We start from the raw sequence: 20,297 nt of genomic DNA on the forward strand, positions 1-20,297 counted from the left end.
ACACCTGTTCGACGGCACAGTCTGTGTCGCGCGCTCAGGCGGCGGCCCAGGTTTCCACGTGCTCCACGAACTGGTGCAGATCGCAGAAGCGGTTGTACAGCGGCACCGGAGCGATGCGTATCACGTCCGGTTCGCGCCAATCGCCGAGTACGCCGACCGAGTGCAGGTACTCGAACAGCGAGCGTCCCTGCGCGCCTCCACCGGCCACCCGCAACGACAATTGACAGCCGCGCTGCGAAGGCTCGGCCGGCGTCACGATCTGTAGCACCTGCGGCACGCGTGCATGGATCAGCTGTTCCAAGTAGCCGGTGAGTTGTTCGGACTTGGTGCGTAGCGCGGCCATACCGGCGTGATCGAACAGCTCCAACGACGCACGCAACGGAGCCAGTGCCAGCACCGGCGGATTGCTCAGCTGCCAGCCTTCGGCGCCAGGCGAGGGCACGAACTGCGGGTCCATGCGGAAGCGCGTTTGCTGCGCGTGCCCCCACCAGCCAGCCATGCGCGGTAAATCGCTGTGGGCGTGGCGTTGGTGAACAAAGCAGCCGCCCACCGCACCTGGACCGGCGTTGAGATATTTGTAGTGGCACCACACCGCGAAATCGACGCCATCGTCGTGCAGCGTCAGGGGAAGATTGCCGACCGCATGCGCCAGGTCCAAGCCCACCGCAGCGCCCTGTGCACGCGCCAGCCGCACGATTTCGCCCAGATCGAAGGCTTGGCCAGTGCGGTACTGGACGCCTGGCCACAGCACCAACGCAAGACGCGGGCCGTGCTGTGCGATGGCATCGGTAATCGCCGCCATCGATAACGTGCCATTCGGTTCATCGGCGTCCACTTCGATCAGGTGCGTGGCCGGATCCAGCCCGTGCAGTCGCAGTTGCGATTCCACCGCATGTCGGTCGGACGGAAACGCGCCCGCTTCGATCAAGATCGCGCCGCGCTGCGGCGTGGGGCGATAAAAGCTGACCATCATCAGGTGCAGATTGACGCTTAGCGCGTTCATTGCCACCACTTCGCCTGGCAGTGCGCCGACCACGCGTGCCAAGCAGTCGCGCACCAGTTGGTGATAGGTCAGCCATTGTGTGGGTCCGGTAAAGTGACCTTCCACCCCAAGTGCGCCCCATTGGTCGAGCACCTCGGCGACCATCGCGCGCGTGGCGCGCGGTTGCAGGCCGAGCGAATGGCCGACGAGATAGGTCTGCTCCTGGTCGCCATGCTGCGGGAACACGAAGTCATCGCGCAGGCTGCGCAGCGGGTCGGCGACATCCAGCGCAGCGGCATGGGAGCGGGACAGAGGGTCGATCATTGTGGTGCTCGCAACGCAGGTATCAGCGCTGCAGTTTACCTGCCGGCGCCCTGTGCACTGTCATGTACGGCCGGCGGCTCGGTCGAAGCTGGTCGGGCAGGGCGCAGCAGATGGGTCAGTGTGCCGATGCTGTCGGTGATGCGGTCCACGGTGTCGGCCACTGCGGCGGTAGTCGGTGAGCCGTCCGGCAATGCGGCCAATGCGTCGGACAGCCGGCGCTCGGCGCTGCGCAAGGTGGTCGCGGCGGGGATGCCGCCGTTGATCAGGCAGTCGATCAGTTCGGACAGCGCCTGGTCGGCCTGTTCTGCGAACGCGAACAACGCTTCCAGCGTAGGTAACGGGTGGCCGTCGCGTAGCACCGCCTCCAGCGACAACGTGGCGCGGATCAGCCGGTTACCGTTGGCCAGCAGCGATTCGGCGAGTTTGAGTTCCTGCAGATTGCGCTGGCTGCGGGGCTCGCCACGCAAGCGTTCGATCGAGGCCTGCGCATTGGTACGTGCTACCCGTGCGGCGGCGCGAGTATCGCTCAGATCATCCATCTTGCCGAGCAACAAATTGCGCAGATGATCGCGATAGGCGCTGAGCAACTGCGCCAGCGAGGCACGGATATGCCGGCGTTCGCGCGTCGGCCATAGCGCGTAAGCGATCAGCGCCAGTGCGCTACCGGCCACAGTGGCTTGCAGGCGCGCGCCGACGGCCTCGCCCGGGGACACGCCTTCGAACGACAGCAACAATACCAGCATGCCGGTCACAAACGCCACGCCAATGCCGTAGTTCACCTGCGTCAACAAACGAAAGCCCAGGCAGAGCAACGCCAGCAAGGCCATGCGGATGTTGACGCCATCCATCGCCAGATGCGCCAGCAACGTGGCCACCAACAAACCGACGAAGGTGCCGGCCACACGCAACGCACCGAACCTGAAAGTGCCGCCGAAATCCGGCTTGAGCACGATGGCGGTGGTCATCGGGATCCAGAACCCGTGCGGGATCTGCTGCCAGCGTTGGAAGGCGATCGCCAGTGCAAGACACGCGCCGCAGCGCAACGCATGCCGGAAGGCCACCGACGACAGATCCAGGTTCGCCCGCAAGGCCGCCCAGGTCGCGGCCGGACGCAGCGCCGCCGGCAAGCGTGCTTCGGCCAATTGCGCCTGGATTTCGCCACGGCTGCTGGCCCAGTGCGCGTTGCGGATCAATGCGCGCAGCTGGCCGCCCAACCCTTGCGCACGCGCCACCGCCACACGCACCAACCGACGCTCGCGGGTATCGGCGTTGTCGTGCTGAAACTGCGCGAGGGCGCTGACCAGATCATCGAAGCCGGTCATCGAGGCATTGGCGGCGGCCGGGTCTTCGCCGACCGTCATTGCGAGGGCTAGTTGTTGCAGCACGATCGCGCTGCGTTCGAGCACCCGCTCGATTGCCGGGCGCGCTTGCGAGTCGGTCAGGCGGGTGTCGGCATCGGCCAGCGACAACAATTCCAGCCGCACGCGATCGCACAGCTCGGCGATGATGCGAAAGCTCTGCACGGCAATCGCTCGCGAACGATGTTCGCCGTGCAGCATCACCATCGCATCGAGCACTTCCTGGGTCGCGGGCGGCGGGGCGCTGGCTTCCGGGCGCTGGCGTGCGATGCCTGCCAGTTGCCGCATCAGGTCGGCCAGCGCAAAACGTTCGGGGCGATAGCGTTGCAATGGCCACGCGGCTAACGCCAACACCACTTGCAACAGACCGCCGGCGAAGATCAACGCCGCAACGCTCGGTGCCTGCTCCGTCGGCAATCGCATATCGGCACTGACCACCAGCAGGATCATGCTGGTCAAGCCCACGCGCGCGGCCACCGGGCCGAGCGCCACCAGCAAGCCGCCTCCCAGTCCGAGCAATAATCCGGCGACCACCAGCGCGGGTGTGTCATGGCCGACCCAGATGCCGAGCAACGCGGCCAGGCCGGCTGCCAGCGCGGCCATCAACATGCGCTGCAGGCGTGCACGATACGGACCGGGCTGGTCGGAGAACATGGTGTTGAGCGCGCCGCTGCACACCGCCAGGCCGGCGGCGACATGCCCGGTCACCACACCCACCGCCAGCGGCAGCACCACCGCAGCGGTATTGCGCAGGGCAACGCGCAACGGCACGTCACGCGGTTTGAGATCGATCAGTGCGCGCAGCATGGTGCGGACTGCAGTGGGTTCAACTGGCGTGTGCACTGCGTGCGCCCGCGCCAGCCCCACTTACGCCTGGACCGTGACATACCGCTCGGGCGCTGGATGCACGTGCCCGCACTGCGTGCAGGTGCGTAGCGCAAGCGAGCGGTAGAAATGATCGAATACCGGCGGGAAGTCGGTTTCGATGTTCTGCAGCTGAAACATCGCTTCATACAACTTGTGATTGCACTGCGGGCAATACCACTGCAGGCCATCGCGCTCGTGCGGGAGCCGTTCGCGTTCGATGACCAGGCCGATAGAGCCGGCGGCGCGTTGCGGCGAGTGCGGCACCTTTGGTGGAAGCAGAAAAATTTCGCCGGCGCGGATCGGGACGTCACGCGCGACGCCTTCGTCCTGCACCTTCAGCACCATCTCGCCTTCGAGCTGGAAGAACCACTCCGGGCCTTCGTCGTAGTGATAGTCGGTGCGCGTATTCGGCCCGCCGACGATCATAATGATGAAGCCGTCCTGCTGGATGCACTTGTTGCCGACCGGCGGCTTGAGCAGGTGGCGGTGTTGCGCGATCCAGGCATGCAGGTTGATCGGCGGGATCAGCATGGACGTTCCTCGGCGAAGAAGACGTCCAGCATAGCCAACCGAAGGCGCCGATGGGCGCCCCCTAGTGTGCGTCGTCGGGTACGGCTCAGCGTTCGGCGTGATCGGCCTGGATCTGCGCCAGCGCTGTGTCGTAACGTTCCTGCAGCAATTCGGGGCGGTCGATCGACATGCCCAGATCGTGCACGCGGCCATCGCGCAGACTGTAGACCCAGCCATGCACGCACAGCTCCTGGCTGCGTTCCCAGGCATCGCGCACGATGGTTGTACGGCAGACGTTGACGACCTGCTCGAGCACGTTGAGCTCGCACAAGCGTGCGTGCTGCACCGGCAGGTCGCCGGCGTGGTGCAGGCAGGCCGCGTGCTTGTCGGCCACATCGGTGACGTGACGGATCCAGTTGTCGACCAGGCCCATGCGTTTCTGGGTGAGGCTGGCGAACACGCCGCCGCAGCCGTAATGGCCGACCACCAGCACGTGACGCACCTTGAGCACGTCCACCGCGAACTGAATCACCGACAGGCAGTTCAGATCGGTATGCACCACCACATTGGCGACGTTGCGATGGACGAACACCTCGCCCGGCGCCATGTCGATGATCTGGTTGGCCGGCACACGCGAGTCCGAGCAGCCGATCCACAGATATTCGGGGGTCTGTTGGGTGGACAGCTTGGAGAAGAATTCCGGGTCTTCGCGACAGATGCGCTCGGACCAGGCACGGTTGTTTTCAAGTAAATGGTTGAGCTCGTTCATGCGCGCAGTATTCCAGATGGTGCAGGGGGGGGAGGCAAGCGGAAAGAGGAGCCATAAAGCGGTAGTGCAGACATCCGGCGTAAGCGGTGCCGTTCAGGCCGTGCCATCGCGTGCACGCAGGGCATCGCGCTTTAGCGCGGCGACTTCTTGGGAGTTGGTGGACGCTTGCAATGCCAGCGCATCGCTTACCGCTGCAACATGACCGGCTATAACGACCATGCAGATGCGCGACGGCGTAATTCCAGGTCGGCACGCGCGCAGTGGCTTCCTTGTCCGTATACCAGCTCGGCGAAACGTAGGCATGCGGCCCTTGCACCACGATCACCGCATCACCAGGCTGGCGTGCCTGCGGGTTGGGGCGCGCCCAGTGGCCTTCGATGATCACTGCCTGCGCATCGCGCCGATACAGCACCGGCAGATGCGAGATCGCCGGCTGGCCGTCGTCGCCCTGGCTGATCAGGGTGACGAACGGGTCGCGTACGAACAGCCAGTCCAGCAAGGCCAGATCGGTCTGCGCAAACGCGCGTGGGGTGTACATGTCAGGCGCGGCCGCCCAAGGTCAGCACCATGCACTCGCGCAAGTGCGCATCGTCCTCGGCACGCGGCGGCGTTACCTCGCTCAGGGAGAAACCGCGCATCAACGCGTCTTCTTCGTCCAGTCCATCGAGCGAAACGAATTCGGCATCGAACAACGCCGCGCGTGCGCCGTCTTCGCTGTCGTAAGGCAGCGTCTTGCCATCGCTGTCCAGAACCTCGGCGGTACCGGCCTGCTTGACGCGCAGACGTGCCCAGATCAGCGTGCGGCCGATCGTGGCCAGCCACCACGAATCGTGGTCGTCGTGTGCAATGTCGTGCGGTGCGTTCATGGCATTACCTTGGAAAGCAGGCTGAGCAGGGCCGCCATGCCCAGGCCGAGGAAGATGGTCAGCAGCGACAGCCAGGCGGGTGTGGCCAGACCGGACAGCGCACTGTCGCTGTGGCTGCGGTAGCGGCGCGTCAGCAACCAACGCAGCGCGGCAGGGCTGATGAAGGCCGGGTCGCCGAAGCTGGCCAGCGCCTCGGGATGGCGGTCGCGCATGTGCACCAGCGTCAGGGGCCAGAAGATCAGTAGAGCGGTGAGCCCGGCCACTGCGACACCGACAAAACACAGCGCGAAGAACAGGGTCATGTGCCCGCCATCCTCAGTGCGAATTTGGGAAGTACCGCGCCAATGACGATCGCAGCGCTGGACCGCCACAGAGCGGTGATGGCATTGCCGATCGCCGCGCGGGCGGGTTCGTTCTGCCACCACGTGGCGCGATCGGGCTGGCGTGCCGACACGCGTGCAAGCCGTACGCCGTGCAGGCAGGCAATCCCGGCTGCGACCAGTGCCAGCACCAAAGCCAACACCTGCAACGTGGAGGCGACCAGCAGGCTCACCTCAGAATTCCGCGCTGCCCGGCGCGCGCGGGTAGGCGATGGCGTCGCGGATGTTGCTCAGCCCGCACACGTACACCACCAACCGCTCAAATCCCAGGCCGAAGCCGGCATGCGGCACCGAGCCGTAGCGGCGGAAATCCCGGTACCAGCTGTAATGATCCTTATCCAGGCCGAACTGCGCCATACGTGCGTCGAGCACATCCAGGCGCTCTTCGCGCTGGCTGCCGCCGATGATCTCGCCGATGCCCGGCGCCAGCACGTCCATCGCCGCGACGGTCTTGCCGTCGTCGTTGAGGCGCATGTAGAACGCCTTGATGTGCTCGGGGTAGTTGGTCACCACCACCGGGCGACCGATGCGTTCTTCGGTCAACCAGCGCTCGTGTTCGGTCTGCAGGTCCAGGCCCCATTCGACCGGGAAGTCGAACTTTCTGCCGGAGTTCTGCAGCAGCTTTACCGCCTCGGTGTAATCGATCTGCTCAAACGGCGCATTGATGAAGGCTTCCAGCTTGGTGATCGCGTTCTTGTGCACGCGCTCGGCCAAGAAGGCCAGATCGTCGCCGCGCTCTTCGAGCACCGCGCGAAACAGATACTTGAGAAATTGCTCGGCCAGGCGCGCGTCTTCGGCCAGATCGGCGAAGGCGATTTCCGGCTCGATCATCCAGAACTCGGCCAGATGGCGGGTGGTGTTGCTGTTCTCGGCGCGGAAGGTCGGGCCGAACGTGTAGACTTTGCTCAACGCCAGGCAGTACGCCTCCACATTGAGCTGACCGGACACGGTCAGGAAGGTTTCCTTGCCGAAGAAGTCCCGGCTGAAATCCACCGCACCGCTGGTATCGCGCGGCAGGTTGACCATGTCCAGCGTTGAGACGCGGAACATCTGCCCTGCGCCTTCGGCATCGGAGGTGGTGATGATCGGGGTGCTGATCCAGTTGAAGCCGTTCTGATGAAAGAAGCGGTGCACCGCCTGCGCCAGACAGTTGCGAATGCGGGTGACTGCGCCGAACAGGTTGGTGCGCGGGCGCAGATGCGCCACTTCGCGCAGGAACTCCGGCGACATGGGCTTGGGCTGGATCGGGTACGTCAGCGGGTCTTCGACCCAGCCGACGATGTCGACACCACTGGCCTGGATCTCGTAGGACTGGCCCTTGCCCTGCGACTTCACCAGCACGCCGTTGGCGATCAGCGAGCAACCGCTGGTCAGACGCTTGATCTCGTCGAAATTGGGCAGCGTGTCGTTCGCCACTACCTGGATCGGAGCGAAGCACGAGCCATCGGTCACGTTGATGAAGGCCAGTCCGGCAGATCCGCGCAGCGTGCGCACCCACCCCCGTACAGTGACTTCGCCGCCTTCTGGGAGCTTCCCCGTAAGCGCATGTTCAACGCTGACCACCGTCATGACTTTTCCTCGCCGTAGCGACCTTGAATGGCCTGCGAGTTTACTGGCTGCGGCCGCGCTGGCGCGAGCGTCTGAATAGCTTGCTGCCGTGCCGTGCCGTGCCGTGCTTGTCTGGCGCGACGCGTGCCCCCATCTGCCGAGAACGTCGATGCTGCCGTTCCGGCCTCGCTATACTTGCCACCATTGTTTTGGAGTGTCTCCATGGCCATCAGCCTTACCCCCGCCGCGCTGGAGCGTGTGCAACGTTTCGTGCAGCAGACCCCGGGCGCGCTGGGCCTGCGCTTTGGCGTGACCAAGACCGGTTGCTCCGGCTGGGGCCACATCACCGACCTGGCACGCGATCAGCGCGACGACGACGCGGTGTTCGAGCAGGGCGGGGTGCGCATTTTCGTCGACCCCACCAGCCTGCCGCTGGTGGACGGCACTTGCATCGACTTCGGCAAGCATGGCCTTGGCGAGACCTTCACCTTCAGCAATCCCAATGCTACCGCCGAGTGCGGATGTGGGGAAAGCTTCACCACCGAGGCCGACAAGGCGTAAAGGATGACAGAGGCTGGGACATCCGGCCTTGAATGGAGTTGGCGCTTGCGGCATTGCGGAGCTCCTCCCGCCGCCGCCCGATTGCCGGCGGGTTTGGGCGCGTTCGAGAACTGCCTTGCTGCCATGCGCTGCGTTGTCTGTTGGCCACAGTCGGGCTGAAGACGCGTCTGCCTGGAGCCAGTTGCAGCTAACTAGCTGAACTGCCATACTTTCTGGCTTCCTGCCCGGTTCCGGGTGGGAGCCCTTGCTCCACCGGCCCGCTTTGCGCGGGGTACCGGGGAGCTGTCCGGCCCACGTGGCCACATCCGAAAGGTAAAAAACAACATGAGTCGTCATTACGAAGTCGTGTTCCTGGTCCACCCGGATCAGAGCGAGCAGGTCCCGGCCATGATCGAGCGCTACAAGTCGCTGATCGAGGGCGGTAACGGCAGCATCCACCGTCTGGAAGATTGGGGCCGTCGTCAGCTGGCCTACCCGATCCAGAATCTGGTGAAGGCACACTACGTGCTGTTCAACATCGAAGTCGACCAGGCCGTGCTGAGCGAGCTGGTGGAAAGCTTCCGTTTCAACGATGCGGTGCTGCGTCACCTGGTCGTCAAGCGCGATGGCCCGGACACAGAGCAGTCGCTGATCATGAAGAGCAAGGACGAGAAGGGTGACAAGCCCGAGCGTAGCGAGCGTCGTCGTCGTGACGACGAGGAAGGCGATGCTGCACCTGCTGCCGCCACCGATACCGACGGCGACACCGCCGAAGCCGCTTAAGGAGCGCTGTCATGTCCAAGTTCTTCCGTCGTCGCAAGTTCTGCAAGTTCACCGCCGAGGGCGTCAAGGAGATCGATTACAAGGATCTCAACACCCTGCGTCAGTACCTCACCGAGAACGGCAAGATAGTGCCGAGCCGCGTGACCGGTACCAAGTCCAAGTACCAGCGTCAGCTGGCAACGGCCGTCAAGCGCGCGCGTTTCCTGGCGCTGATTCCGTATACGGACAATCACGACGTCTAAGTAACTGCGCGCGGGAATCCGCCAGTTGTGCGGGTTCTTCTCGCAAAGCCCGCACGTCCATGTGCGGGTTATCAAACTGATAGAAGCTGGTGATTCGGGGATGCGGTGTTGATCGTTGCTTTGCTTTTTACGATTACCGATTCCAAATCCCGATTTCCGGCCTCACCTATTCGGACAGCAAGCGTTGCGCCAGCGAAGTGCCGGCGCTAACGAATAACGGAGCACCACCATGGATTTGATTCTTCTGCAGAAAGTGACCAACCTGGGCAACCTGGGCGACAAAGTCAGCGTCAAGCCGGGCTACGGCCGCAATTTCCTCGTGCCGCAGGGCAAGGCCGTTCCGGCCACCGCTGCCAATGTCGAGGCGTTCGAAACCAAGCGTGCCGAGTACGAAGCCAAGGCCAACACCATCCTGGCCGATGCACAGAGCCGCGCCGGCAAGTTCGAAGGCGCCAGCGTTACCATCGGTGCGCATGCGTCGGCCGAAGGCAAGCTGTACGGCTCGGTTGGTCCGCGCGACATTGCCGAGGCGTTCACCGCCGCCGGCCTGCCGCTGGAAAAGAGCGAAGTGATCTTGGGCGAAGGCGCATTCCGCAATGTCGGCGAGTACGACGTTGTGCTGCACCTGCACGCCGATGTGGAAACCATGGTCAAAGTCATCATCGAATCCGACGCCTGATCCACGCCGCATGCACTATCCAAAGGGCGCCTTGTTAGGCGCCCTTTGCCTTTGCATCGGGCGCCGCCAGTGATGGCAGGCCCGTTATACTCGTGTTCCATTACCGGTGCCACGGTCCAGAGATCTTACCGATCAATGGGTTAGATCCCGGCTTCACAGGAAAACGCGCCTGCCGGCTTTGTCCGCGCGGTGCCCGGAACCCTCCAGTCCCATGCGCCTGTCCACGATCAAACTGTCCGGTTTCAAGTCGTTCGTCGACCCGACTACCTTGCACCTGCCCACCAACATGACCGGCATCGTCGGCCCCAATGGGTGCGGCAAGTCCAACATCATCGATGCGGTGCGCTGGGTGATGGGCGAAAGCTCGGCCAGCCGCCTGCGCGGCGACTCGCTGACCGACGTGATCTTCTCCGGCTCCTCGGCGCGCAAGCCGGTGTCGCAGGCCACGGTGGAGCTGATCTTCGACAATTCCGATCACACCATTACCGGCGAGTTCGCCTCGTTCAATGAGATCTCGGTCAAGCGTTTGGTCAGCCGCGACGGCACTAGCGCGTACTACCTCAACGGCACCAAATGCCGGCGTCGCGACATCACCGACCTGTTCCTTGGCACGGGCTTGGGCCCGCGCAGCTACTCGATCATCGAGCAGGGCATGATCAGCCAGATCATCGAAGCGCGTCCGGAAGATTTGCGCGTGTATCTGGAAGAGGCCGCCGGCATTTCCAAGTACAAAGAACGCCGCAAGGAAACCGAAACGCGCATCCGCCATACTCGCGAAAACCTTGATCGTCTGGGTGATCTGCGCGAAGAAATCACCAAGCAGTTGGCGCATCTGCAGCGCCAGGCACGGCAGGCCGAGCAGTATCAGGCCTTGCAGGAAGAACGCCGGATCAAGGACGCTGAGTGGAAAGCGCTGGAATACCGCGGCCTGGATGGCCGTCTGCAGGGCCTGCGCGAAAAATTGAATCAGGAAGAGACCCGCCTGCAGCAGTTGATCGCCGAACAGCGCGATGCCGAAGCGCGTATCGAAACCGGCCGCGCGCGCCGTGAGGAAGCGGCCGAAGCGGTGGCCAAGGCGCAGGCCGATGTCTATGAAGTCGGTGGTGCATTGGCGCGCATCGAACAGCAGATCCAGCATCAGCGCGAACTCTCGCATCGCCTGCACAAGGCGCGCGATGAAGCGCAGAGCCAGCTGCAGGAACTGACCCAGCACATCAGCGGCGATTCGGCCAAATTGGCGGTGTTACGCGAAGCGGTCGATGCCGCCGAACCGCAACTGGAACACCTGCGCGAAGACCACGAATTCCGCCAGGAAGCGCTGCGTGAAGCCGAAGCGCGTCTGGCCGATTGGCAGCAGCGCTGGGAAACCCATAATCGCGACACCGGCGAAGCGTCGCGTGCCGGAGAAGTGGAGCGCACGCGTGTCGATTATCTGGACCGCCAATCGTTGGAAGCCGAGCGCCGCCGCGAGGCGCTGGTCAACGAGGGCGCCGGGCTGGATCTGGATGCGCTGGCCGAAGCGTTCGAGCAGATCCAGCTACGCCATGAAACGCAAACGACCTCGCTGGATGGACTGACCGAGCAGGTCGAGGCGCGTAAGCACGCGCTCGGTGGCCTGCAGGAACAACAGCGGGCAAGCCAGGGCAAACTAGCCGAAGTACGCAAGCAGGCGCAGGCCGCGCGCGGTCGGTTGTCGTCGCTGGAAACGTTGCAGCAGGCCGCGCTTGGTCAGGAGCAGGGCGCGGCAGTGGCATGGCTGAAATCGCGCGGGCTGGATTCGGCCGCGCGCGTCGGCGAGCGCATTACGGTCGAAAGCGGTTGGGAAAACGCCGTCGAAGGTGCGTTGGGGCAGTTGATCGAAGGCGTGCTGGTCGATGCGCCGGAGCAACTGGTCGATGCATTGGGGGAATTGGGCGACGGGCGCATTGCGTTGGTGTCCAATGCCATCGATAGCGCGACCTTCCCGGCGACGTCGCTTGCGGCCAAGGTGCAGGGGCCGATCGCGATCCGCCGCCTGCTAGCGCGTCTGCACGCGGCCGAGGATCTGGACACCGCGCGCGCGCTGCAGCGCAGCCTGTCCGAAGGCGATTCGGTCATCACCCGCAGTGGCGAACGGCTGGGCGAGGGCTGGGTACGTGTATCGCGCTCCGGCGCCGCCAAGCAAGGCGCCTTGCTGCGCGAGCGCGAGATCCAGCAGCTACGTACGCAGATCGAAACCCTGCAGGAGCGCGAAACCGAGCTCGAGTACCAGCTCGCCGGCTTTCGCGAGCAACTGCTGGCTGCCGAACAGCAGCGCGAAGATGCGCAGCGTCAGCTGTATATGGCGCACCGCAGCGTCTCTGAACTAGCTGGTCAGTTGCAGAGCCAGCAAGGCAAAGTCGATGCGGCGCGCACGCGTATCGAGCGCATCGAAAACGAGTTGTCTCAGTTGCTGGAAACGCTGGACACCAGCCGCGAGCAGGCACGTGAAGCGCGTGCCAAACTCGAAGACGCGCTCACCCTGATGGGCGACCTGCAAGGCACCCGCGAAGCGCTGGAAAACGAGCGCCGTCAGCTCACCGATGCGCGTGATCGGGCCCGCGATGCCGCGCGCGGCGTGCGCGATGCGATGCATGCACTGGCGCTCACGTTGGAATCGCAGCGTACCCAGATCACCTCGCTCAGCCAGACGCTGGAGCGCATGGACAGCCAGCGCGGCCAGCTCAACACGCGTCTGGAAGACCTGGTCGCCCAGCTCAGCGACGGCGACTCGCCGGTGGAAACGCTGGAACACGAACACCAGGCCGCATTGAGCGAACGGGTGCGCACCGAGCGCGCGCTTGGCCAAGCGCGCACTATGCTCGAAAGCATCGACAGCGAACTGCGCAGCTTCGAACAAACGCGTCAGCAGCGCGACGAACAAGCGTTGGCGCAGCGCGAGCGCATCTCGCAGCGCAAGCTCGATCAGCAGGCCTTGGTGCTCAGCGCCGAGCAATTGTTGGCAGTGGTGGCGAAAGCCGGCTTCGTGCTGGAGGACGTGGTCAACGGCCTGCCCGAGTCGGCCGATGCTGCCGAATGGGAAGCGGCGGTCGACCAGATCGATGGGCGCATGCGCCGATTGGAGCCGGTCAACCTGGCGGCGATCCAGGAGTACGGGGAAGCCGCGCAGCGCTCGGAATATCTCGACGCGCAGAACCTCGATCTCAACACTGCACTGGAGGCGTTGGAAGAAGCTATCCGCAAGATCGACCGCGAAACCCGCGGCCGTTTCAAGGACACCTTCGATCGCGTCAATTCCGGCGTGCAGGCGCTGTATCCGCGCCTGTTCGGGGGGGGCATGCGTATCTGGAACTGACCGGCGAAGACCTGCTCGACACCGGCGTGACCATCATGGCGCGCCCGCCGGGCAAGCGCGTGTCCAGCATCTCGCTGCTGTCCGGTGGAGAGAAGGCGATGACCGCGGTGGCGCTGGTGTTTGCGATCTTCCAGCTCAACCCGGCGCCGTTCTGCCTGCTCGACGAGGTGGACGCACCGCTGGACGAAGCCAATGTCGGCCGCCTGGCCAATATGGTCCGCGAAATGAGCGAGAAGGTGCAGTTCCTGTTTGTCAGCCACAACAAGGCGACGATGGAAGCGGCGCGTCAGCTCTCCGGCGTGACCATGCGCGAGCCGGGCGTCAGTCGCCTGGTCAGTGTGGACCTGGAAGAAGCTGCACGTTTGGCGGGTGCGGCATGACGTGCCATGCTTGCCGGAATGATGACACCTGTCACTCTTATGCGGAGGCACGCTGAATGTCCGACATGGCAATGATCCGGATCGGAATCCTGATTTCTGGACTGCTGCTGGTCGCGGCCATCTTCCTGTTCGGTCGCCCGAAAAAAACGCCGCAAGGGCGCCGGGTCGACAAGGACGACGGAACGCTGCGCGAGCGTCGCGAGCCGGTGATTTCCGGCGACGTCAACGGGGACGGCGAGCCGTTCGAGCGCACTGAAAGCGCCGAGCAGAACGCGCTCGACCTGGATGATCCCGATGCCGTCGGCGGTAACGATGTCGGCAAGCGTCCGAACCAGGACTTCGACAAGATCGTGTCGTTGTTCGTGGCCGCCAAGGCGGGCCAGGTCTTGCGCGGCGAAGATGTGGTGGTCGCTGCCGAGAAGACCGGGCTCGTCTTCGGCCATATGAATGTGTTTCATCGATTGGTCGAAGGACACCCTGAGCGCGGGCCGATCTTCAGCATGGCCAGCATTCTCAAGCCCGGCAGTTTCGACATGGCCAATATCCGCGAGATGCAGACGCCTGCGATTGCGTTCTTTTTGACCTTGCCCGCACCGATGACCGCGCTGGATGCGTGGGAAAAAATGTTGCCCACCGTGCAACGCATGGCTGAACTGCTCGACGGTGTGGTGCTGGACGACAGCCGCAATGCGTTGGGTCGCCAACGCGTTGCGCATATCCGCGACGAACTACGCGCCTACGATCGCCAACACCAGGCGCCGCCGCTGACCAAGTCGCCGCGCTGGTGACTGCGCACTGCTGGTGATGCGCAGGTTGCTGGCGCCGACGCCGATCATGACCGTGTTCCTGCCGCACGTGATTGCACTGTTCGATGCCAAGTGCTGCGCTGAAGTCAGGTGTCCGTCGGTCCACCACTTGCGCCTCGGCATCGCCCGTTAGAATGGGCGGCCCAGAGCAAGCCCAGCGAGCGTATGACTGCCAGCCCGGATCCCGTTCAGCGCATCGATGCCTTGCGTCGTCGTCTCGAGGACGCGAACTATCGCTATCACGTGCTCGACGAGCCGCAGATGGCCGACGTCGACTACGACCAGTTGATGCGTGAACTGGAGGCGCTGGAAGCGGCGCATCCAGAGCTGGCCAGCGCCGATTCGCCAACCCAGCGCGTCGGCCATCTGGCTGCCTCGCGCTTTGCCGAAGTCCGGCATGTCTTGCCGATGCTGTCGCTGGACAAGGCCTTCAGCGATGAGGAGGTGGCCGAGTTCGTGCGCCGCATCAGCGAGCGGCTTGGAGTCAAACAGCCGCGGTTTTCGGCCGAACTCAAGCTTGATGGTCTGGCGATCAGTCTGCGCTACGAAAACGGCCAGTTCGCGCAGGGCGCCACGCGTGGCGATGGCGTTACCGGCGAGGACGTCAGCGCCAATCTGCGCACTGTCAAGGCGATTCCGCTACGCCTGCGTGGCGAAAGTTGGCCGCGCGTGTTGGACGTGCGTGGCGAGGTATATATGCCGCGCGCCGCATTCGAAACCTACAACGCGCAGATGCGCCTGCACGGCGGCAAGATGCTGGCCAATCCGCGCAATGGCGCGGCCGGTTCGCTACGTCAGCTGGATGCGCGCATCACCGCGCAGCGCCCGCTGAGTTTCTTTGCCTACGGCGTTGGCCAAGTCAGCGACGGCGCATTGCCACAAACGCATTCGGCCATCCTGAGGCAGTTACGCGAATGGGGTTTCCCGGTCAGCTCGCTGGTTGATGTCGTGCAAGGCACCGACGGTTTGTTGGCGTATTACCAGCGCATTGGTGCCGCGCGCGATGGCTTGCCATTCGACATCGATGGCGTGGTCTATAAACTCGACGATCTGGCCGGGCAGCGCGAAATGGGTTTTGTCTCGCGCGCACCGCGTTGGGCGATCGCGCATAAATTTCCGGCGCAGGAGCAGTCCACCACGGTGGAGGCAATCGAGATCCAGATCGGTCGTACCGGTGCGGCAACGCCGGTGGCGCGCTTGAAGCCGGTGCATGTGGCTGGGGTAATCGTCACTAATGCCACGCTGCACAACGCCGACCAGATTGCGCGGCTGGGTGTGCGCGTGGGCGATACGGTGATCGTGCGGCGTGCCGGCGATGTGATCCCCGAGGTGGCCAGCGTGGTCGCCGATCAACGGCCGCCCGGCACGCAACCATGGCAGATGCCCACGCAATGCCCAGTGTGCGGTTCGGAGATCGTGCGCGAGGAAGGCGAAGCGGTCTGGCGCTGCTCTGGCGAGCTGATCTGCCCGGCGCAGCGCAAGAAAGCGTTCCGGCATTTCGTGTCGCGTCGTGCGATGGACGTCGATGGCCTGGGCGAAAAATTCATCGAGGTGCTGGTCGATAGCGGCGTGGTGCAGGGCGTTGCCGATCTGTATCTGTTGAGCGTGGATCAGCTGCTGCAATTGCGCCTGATCAGCACGGCCGAAAGCCCGCATGCGTTTCTGCGCGAAGCGCGCGAGCATCTGGCCACCGGTGCGTATGCACAGCTGGAAACCACCGTGGCCAGCATCGGGGTGGATCTGGCCGGCGAGCGTGAGGTGCCGCCGGCCTGGCAGGCCGATCTGCTGCGCGCCGGCCTGCCGAGGTTCGACTGGAACCGCAAGAAGATCGCCACAAAGTGGGCCGAAAACCTGATCCAAGCGATCGAACAGTCGCGCGACACAACGCTCGAACGCTTTCTGTTTGCGCTGGGCATCGCGCATGTGGGGGAGAGCACGGCCAAGGCGCTCTCGGCCTGGTTCGGCGATCTGCAACTGATCCGCCACCTGCCGTGGCCGCTGTTCAAGCGCGTGCCGGATATCGGTGGCGAAGTGGCGCGCTCGCTTGGGCATTTCCTCGATCAGCCCGGCAATCAGCAGGCCATCGATGATTTGTTGCAGCATGGCGTGCGCATCGGCGATGCGCATCCGCCATCGCCCAGACTGCGCGACGCGCTGAGTTTTGCCAGCGTGCTGGAAGACATGGAGATACTCAAGGTGACGCCGGTACGTGCGCAGCAGTTGGCCGCCGCGGTGGCCTCATTCGATGCGCTGCGCGGCGCGGGGTCCGATGCGTTGTTGCAGGCCGGCATTCCTGCGCCGGTCGTGGACTCGCTGCTGCACTGGCTGGAGCGCCCGGAAAATGCCGCATTGGCCAGTGCTGCGCAACACGCAATGGAGACGGTGCTGTCGCGTCTGCCAGAAGCCGATGCGGAGCAGACCGGCCCGCTCGATGGACAGACGGTGGTCATCACCGGCACCTTGGCTGCGTTGACGCGTGACGCTGCCAAGCAGCGACTGGAAGCGTTGGGCGCCAAAGTCGCCGGCAGCGTCTCGAAGAAAACCGCGTTTCTAGTGGCTGGCGAAGAGGCCGGCTCCAAGCTTGACAAGGCGCAGTCGCTGGGCGTGGAGATCTGGGACGAAGCGCGCTTGCTGGCGTTCCTTGGCGCACACGGCCAACAGCCATGAGAGCGGCGCAGATCGATCTGGCCGCATTGCAGTTACGCGCGCGGCTCAACGCCGCGATCCGTGATTTCTTCACCGAACGCGGCGTGCTGGAAGTGGAAACGCCGGTGCTCTCGGAGGCTGGCAACACCGAACCGAATATCGAAAGTTTCAGCACGCGTTTTACCGGCCACGTGGATGCCGGCGCACCGCTGCGCTGGTTGCGGACCTCGCCGGAATACCCGCTCAAACGCCTGCTCGCCTCTGGCGTGGGCGATTGCTATGAGTTGGGGCGGGTGTTCCGCAACGGCGAAGCCGGCGGCCGCCACAATCCCGAGTTCAGCATGCTCGAGTGGTATCGGGTGGGTTGGGACGATCGTGCGTTGGCGCAGGAAACCATCACGTTGGTGCGTCAGGCGCTTACATTGGTTGGGCGCGAAGCACAGGTGCAGGTACTGACGTATCGCGAGCTGTTCGTGCAGCAACTGGGCATCGACCCATTGCGCGACCCGATAGAAACGCTACGCGCAGCGCTGCACGATATCGCCATCGATCCGCAGGGGTTGACCCGCGACGATTGGCTGGATTTGCTGATGACCCATCGCATCCAGCCGGGCTTCGCTAGCAACACGTTGACGGTGGTGCACGACTGGCCGGCCAGCCAATGCGCGTTGGCGCGTATCCGCCACGACGATCCGCCGGTGGCCGAACGCTTCGAGCTGTATCTGGGTGCCTATGAGGTGGCCAACGGCTACCACGAATTGAACGATGCGCAGGAGCAGCGGGCACGTTTTGTCCACGACAACGCGATGCGTGAACAGCGCCGATTGCCGCAGCTGCCGCCCGATGAGCGCCTGCTCGCGGTGTTGTCGCAGTTGCCCGACTGCGCCGGTGTGGCGGTGGGCGTGGATCGGCTGTTGATGGCCTTGCGCGGCACCGCACAGATTGCCGACGTGTTGGCATTCGAGTTCGCTCGCGCCTAGCGCGGGCGCCGCTTATCGAGCATCGCGTTCGATTCGATGCCGTATCGCACACTGCGGGTGCAACCCCGTTGTCATCGGCGCTGTATTGCTTTCTTCACATCGATGGTGCTCTCATCGTCGCGTCCACGGGGGCGCGACGTACATCGGTTCGGGTGAGGATTGTCGGCATGAAGTGGCTGATCAGCTTATGCGGTTTGTGGTGCTTGCCGCTGCTGGTGCTCGCCGATGCGCGTGCCTCCGAGCGCGCCGCCGGCGTGGTGCGTTGCCAGTCCAGGGACATGGCGCGCGTGCACTGTGCGATGGACACCGCGCATGGCGTGCAACTGGTGCGTCAGCTGTCCGAAACCAGCTGTATCCGCGGCAGCGAGTGGGATGTGGAACGCGATGGCGTGTGGGTCGAACAGGGCTGCCGCGCAGAATTCGCATCGGCCCATGTGCTGGCTGCACCGCAAATGCGCCGCGTGGTGCGTTGCGATTCCAATGGCGGCAAGGTGGCGTGCCCAGTGGTGCTGCGCGGCCTGCCGGTGCGTCTTTTGCGTCAGCATTCGTTGTGGCCATGCAAGGAAGGCCGTACATGGGGCGCCCGCCGTAACGAGATCTGGGTGTCGCGCGGTTGCGAGGGCGAATTCGAGGTCGGTGCCGAAGACGGCTCCGGCTTCGTGGCGGTGCCGCGTATGGTCACCTGCGAATCCAAGAAGAGCTCACGCCGCACCTGCGGCGTATCGGTAGAGAGCGGTGTGCGCGTTGGCCGGCAGATGTCCAGAACGCCATGCGTGGAAGGCCAGACCTGGGGCTGGAGCCGCGACGGGGTGTGGGTCGACGACGGTTGCCGTGCCGAGTTCATCGTCGACTAAGAGCGGCTAACAAAACGACCGCACTCACCGCCAGGCGGGCGCGGCCGGTGCTCGGAGTCGGCATGCATCACTCGTGCACTCCGGTTCTGAGCGCGCCGTCCACACCCGCCCTGACGACTGCTCGCTCGTTTTGTTAGCCGCTCTGAATATCGTCGACGCAATGGGGTTCAACGCATTGCTATGTGCGCTGGGCGGGTTGGAGCACTGCCTGTCCACTGACTGCGCTGCGCAGGCGCCTTACAATGGCCGGATGAACGACAGCGTCCACATCGATTACGCCCGCTACGACCATATTCGCCCACTGCTGTGGACCGGCGACGCCCTGGAATTGCTCGACCAACGCAAGCTGCCCTTCGTGGTGGAGCATGTGCACTGCGAGAGCAGCGACGCGGTAGCCGAGGCCATCCATTCGTTGGTCGTGCGCGGCGCGCCGGCGATTGGCATTGCGGCCGGGTGGGGGGTGGTGCTGGCGGCGCGCGACATCGACGCCAGCGACGGCAATGCAGCCTTGCAGAAGCTCGAGCCGGCGTTGCTGCGGCTCAATGCCGCGCGTCCGACCGCAGTCAATCTGGCTTGGGCGCTGATGCGCATGCGTCGTGCGCTAGGCACAGCCGATGCCGATTGGCGCGAGGTCATCGCACGCCAAGCGCACGCCATCGCGGACGAAGATCTGGCCGCCAATCGCCGTATGGGCGCGCTCGGAGCCGATCTGATCGCGCCGGGCAGCGGCGTGCTGACCCATTGCAATACCGGCTCGCTGGCCACCGCCGGCTTCGGCACCGCGCTAGGCGTCATCCGCGCCGGCGTGGCGCAGCAGCGCATCGCCAAGGTGTTTGCGGGCGAAACCCGCCCGTGGTTGCAGGGCGCGCGCCTGACCGTGTGGGAACTACAGCAGGATGGCATCGATGCCACCCTGATCGCCGATTCGGCCGCTTCGCATCTGATGAAGTCCGGGCTGGTGCAGTGGGTGATCGTCGGCGCCGATCGCATTTGCGCCAATGGCGATACGGCCAACAAGATCGGCACCTATCAACTGGCGATTGTCGCGCGCCACCACGGCGTCAAGTTCATGGTGGTGGCGCCGTCGTCGACGGTGGACATGGCAACAGCCAGCGGCGACCAGATCGAGATCGAACAGCGCGATCCGGGCGAATTGTTCGGCGTCGGCGGGGTCAGAATGGTCGCCGACGGCATCCTCGCCTGGAACCCGGTGTTCGACGTCGCCCCTGGCAGTTTGATCGATGCGATCGTCACCGAACGTGGTGTGATCGAGCAGCCGAACTTGACCCGAATGCAGGCCGCCTTCGGCGCCTGAGCCCCGCGTGGCGCAGGCGTGCCGTCAACGCCGCTCAAACGCCCTGCAAGTGCTTGTTTCTGGATGGTAAACCGGAGCCATCGGGTTGCCTTGCCGTGGTACAATCAGACACTTGAATCGATCGGCGGGAGCGT

Annotated in this window: 17 protein-coding genes, 1 other RNA gene and 2 pseudogenes; 11 read left to right on the forward strand and 9 right to left on the reverse strand. The window is 64.2% G+C overall.

All coding sequences use genetic code 11. The features are described 5' to 3' along the window. Positions 1-34: 34 nt before the first annotated feature. The 9 genes and pseudogenes from kynU to asnS all read right to left on the reverse strand — a co-directional run bounded on the left by kynU (position 35) and on the right by asnS (position 7,625). Entirely contained in the window at positions 35-1,306 is a 1,272-nt protein-coding gene (gene kynU / locus PD885_RS08900) for a kynureninase (RefSeq protein WP_002804474.1), read from the reverse strand. 35 nt (positions 1,307-1,341) lie between these two features. After that, positions 1,342-3,471: an FUSC family protein gene (locus PD885_RS08905; protein WP_002804476.1), complete on the reverse strand. Its 2,130-nt coding sequence runs from the start codon at positions 3,469-3,471 to the stop codon at positions 1,342-1,344. 60 nt (positions 3,472-3,531) lie between these two features. After that, complete coding sequence (locus PD885_RS08910; RefSeq protein ID WP_002804477.1) at positions 3,532-4,062, reverse strand: 3-hydroxyanthranilate 3,4-dioxygenase; 531 nt, start codon at positions 4,060-4,062, stop codon at positions 3,532-3,534. 85 nt (positions 4,063-4,147) lie between these two features. After that, a complete protein-coding gene (gene can, locus PD885_RS08915) occupies positions 4,148-4,810 on the reverse strand; it encodes a carbonate dehydratase (RefSeq protein WP_002804478.1) in 663 nt (220 codons plus the stop codon). A 202-nt stretch (positions 4,811-5,012) separates the two neighbouring features. Then, positions 5,013-5,348, reverse strand: a pseudogene (locus PD885_RS08920) (FMN-binding negative transcriptional regulator); the annotation flags it as partial. 1 nt (position 5,349) lies between these two features. Continuing rightward, positions 5,350-5,676 carry a hypothetical protein gene (locus PD885_RS08925; protein ID WP_002804480.1) on the reverse strand — a complete coding sequence of 109 codons (327 nt, stop codon included), beginning with the start codon at positions 5,674-5,676 and terminating at the stop codon, positions 5,350-5,352. Beyond that, positions 5,673-5,978: a hypothetical protein gene (locus PD885_RS08930; protein WP_002804481.1), complete on the reverse strand. Its 306-nt coding sequence runs from the start codon at positions 5,976-5,978 to the stop codon at positions 5,673-5,675. The genes PD885_RS08925 and PD885_RS08930 overlap by 4 nt, the downstream gene beginning before the upstream one ends. Next, complete coding sequence (locus tag PD885_RS08935; protein WP_002804483.1) at positions 5,975-6,229, reverse strand: hypothetical protein; 255 nt, start codon at positions 6,227-6,229, stop codon at positions 5,975-5,977. The genes PD885_RS08930 and PD885_RS08935 overlap by 4 nt, the downstream gene beginning before the upstream one ends. Position 6,230: 1 nt before the next feature. After that, positions 6,231-7,625, reverse strand: coding sequence for an asparagine--tRNA ligase (asnS, locus tag PD885_RS08940; RefSeq protein WP_002804484.1), 1,395 nt, complete (start codon positions 7,623-7,625; stop codon positions 6,231-6,233). 201 nt (positions 7,626-7,826) lie between these two features. Here asnS and PD885_RS08950 point away from each other — a divergent pair, with 201 nt between their 5' ends. The 11 genes and pseudogenes from PD885_RS08950 (at position 7,827) to mtnA (ending at position 20,163) form a co-directional block, all read left to right on the forward strand. Further along, on the forward strand, positions 7,827-8,165 hold the full coding sequence (locus PD885_RS08950; protein WP_002804485.1) for a HesB/IscA family protein: 339 nt from the start codon (positions 7,827-7,829) through the stop codon (positions 8,163-8,165). Positions 8,166-8,489: 324 nt separating this feature from the next. Beyond that, entirely contained in the window at positions 8,490-8,927 is a 438-nt protein-coding gene (gene rpsF / locus PD885_RS08955) for a 30S ribosomal protein S6 (protein ID WP_002804486.1), read from the forward strand. A gap of 11 nt (positions 8,928-8,938) precedes the next feature. Beyond that, positions 8,939-9,169 (forward strand): 30S ribosomal protein S18, encoded by a 231-nt coding sequence (rpsR, locus tag PD885_RS08960; RefSeq protein WP_002804494.1) that lies wholly within the window; start codon positions 8,939-8,941, stop codon positions 9,167-9,169. 229 nt (positions 9,170-9,398) lie between these two features. Then, positions 9,399-9,848 (forward strand): 50S ribosomal protein L9, encoded by a 450-nt coding sequence (rplI, locus tag PD885_RS08965; RefSeq protein WP_002804495.1) that lies wholly within the window; start codon positions 9,399-9,401, stop codon positions 9,846-9,848. A gap of 211 nt (positions 9,849-10,059) precedes the next feature. Then, positions 10,060-13,562: pseudogene (gene smc / locus PD885_RS08970) on the forward strand (chromosome segregation protein SMC). A gap of 56 nt (positions 13,563-13,618) precedes the next feature. Next, entirely contained in the window at positions 13,619-14,350 is a 732-nt protein-coding gene (gene zipA / locus PD885_RS08975; protein WP_002804498.1) for a cell division protein ZipA, read from the forward strand. Positions 14,351-14,533: 183 nt separating this feature from the next. Next, entirely contained in the window at positions 14,534-17,035 is a 2,502-nt protein-coding gene (gene ligA, locus PD885_RS08980) for an NAD-dependent DNA ligase LigA (RefSeq protein WP_088056812.1), read from the forward strand. Beyond that, positions 17,032-17,994 carry an EF-P lysine aminoacylase EpmA gene (gene epmA, locus PD885_RS08985; protein ID WP_088056813.1) on the forward strand — a complete coding sequence of 321 codons (963 nt, stop codon included), beginning with the start codon at positions 17,032-17,034 and terminating at the stop codon, positions 17,992-17,994. The genes ligA and epmA overlap by 4 nt, the downstream gene beginning before the upstream one ends. 167 nt (positions 17,995-18,161) lie before the next feature. Beyond that, positions 18,162-18,848, forward strand: coding sequence for a DUF3011 domain-containing protein (locus PD885_RS08990; protein WP_002804502.1), 687 nt, complete (start codon positions 18,162-18,164; stop codon positions 18,846-18,848). A gap of 62 nt (positions 18,849-18,910) precedes the next feature. Further along, a non-coding RNA gene (locus PD885_RS08995) (sX9 sRNA) lies at positions 18,911-18,987 on the forward strand. Positions 18,988-19,098: 111 nt separating this feature from the next. After that, a complete protein-coding gene (mtnA, locus tag PD885_RS09000; RefSeq protein ID WP_002804503.1) occupies positions 19,099-20,163 on the forward strand; it encodes an S-methyl-5-thioribose-1-phosphate isomerase in 1,065 nt (354 codons plus the stop codon). The last annotated feature ends 134 nt before the right edge of the window (positions 20,164-20,297 follow it).

The sequence above is a fragment of the Xanthomonas fragariae genome, assembly GCF_900183975.1.
Lineage (GTDB): Bacteria > Pseudomonadota > Gammaproteobacteria > Xanthomonadales > Xanthomonadaceae > Xanthomonas > Xanthomonas fragariae.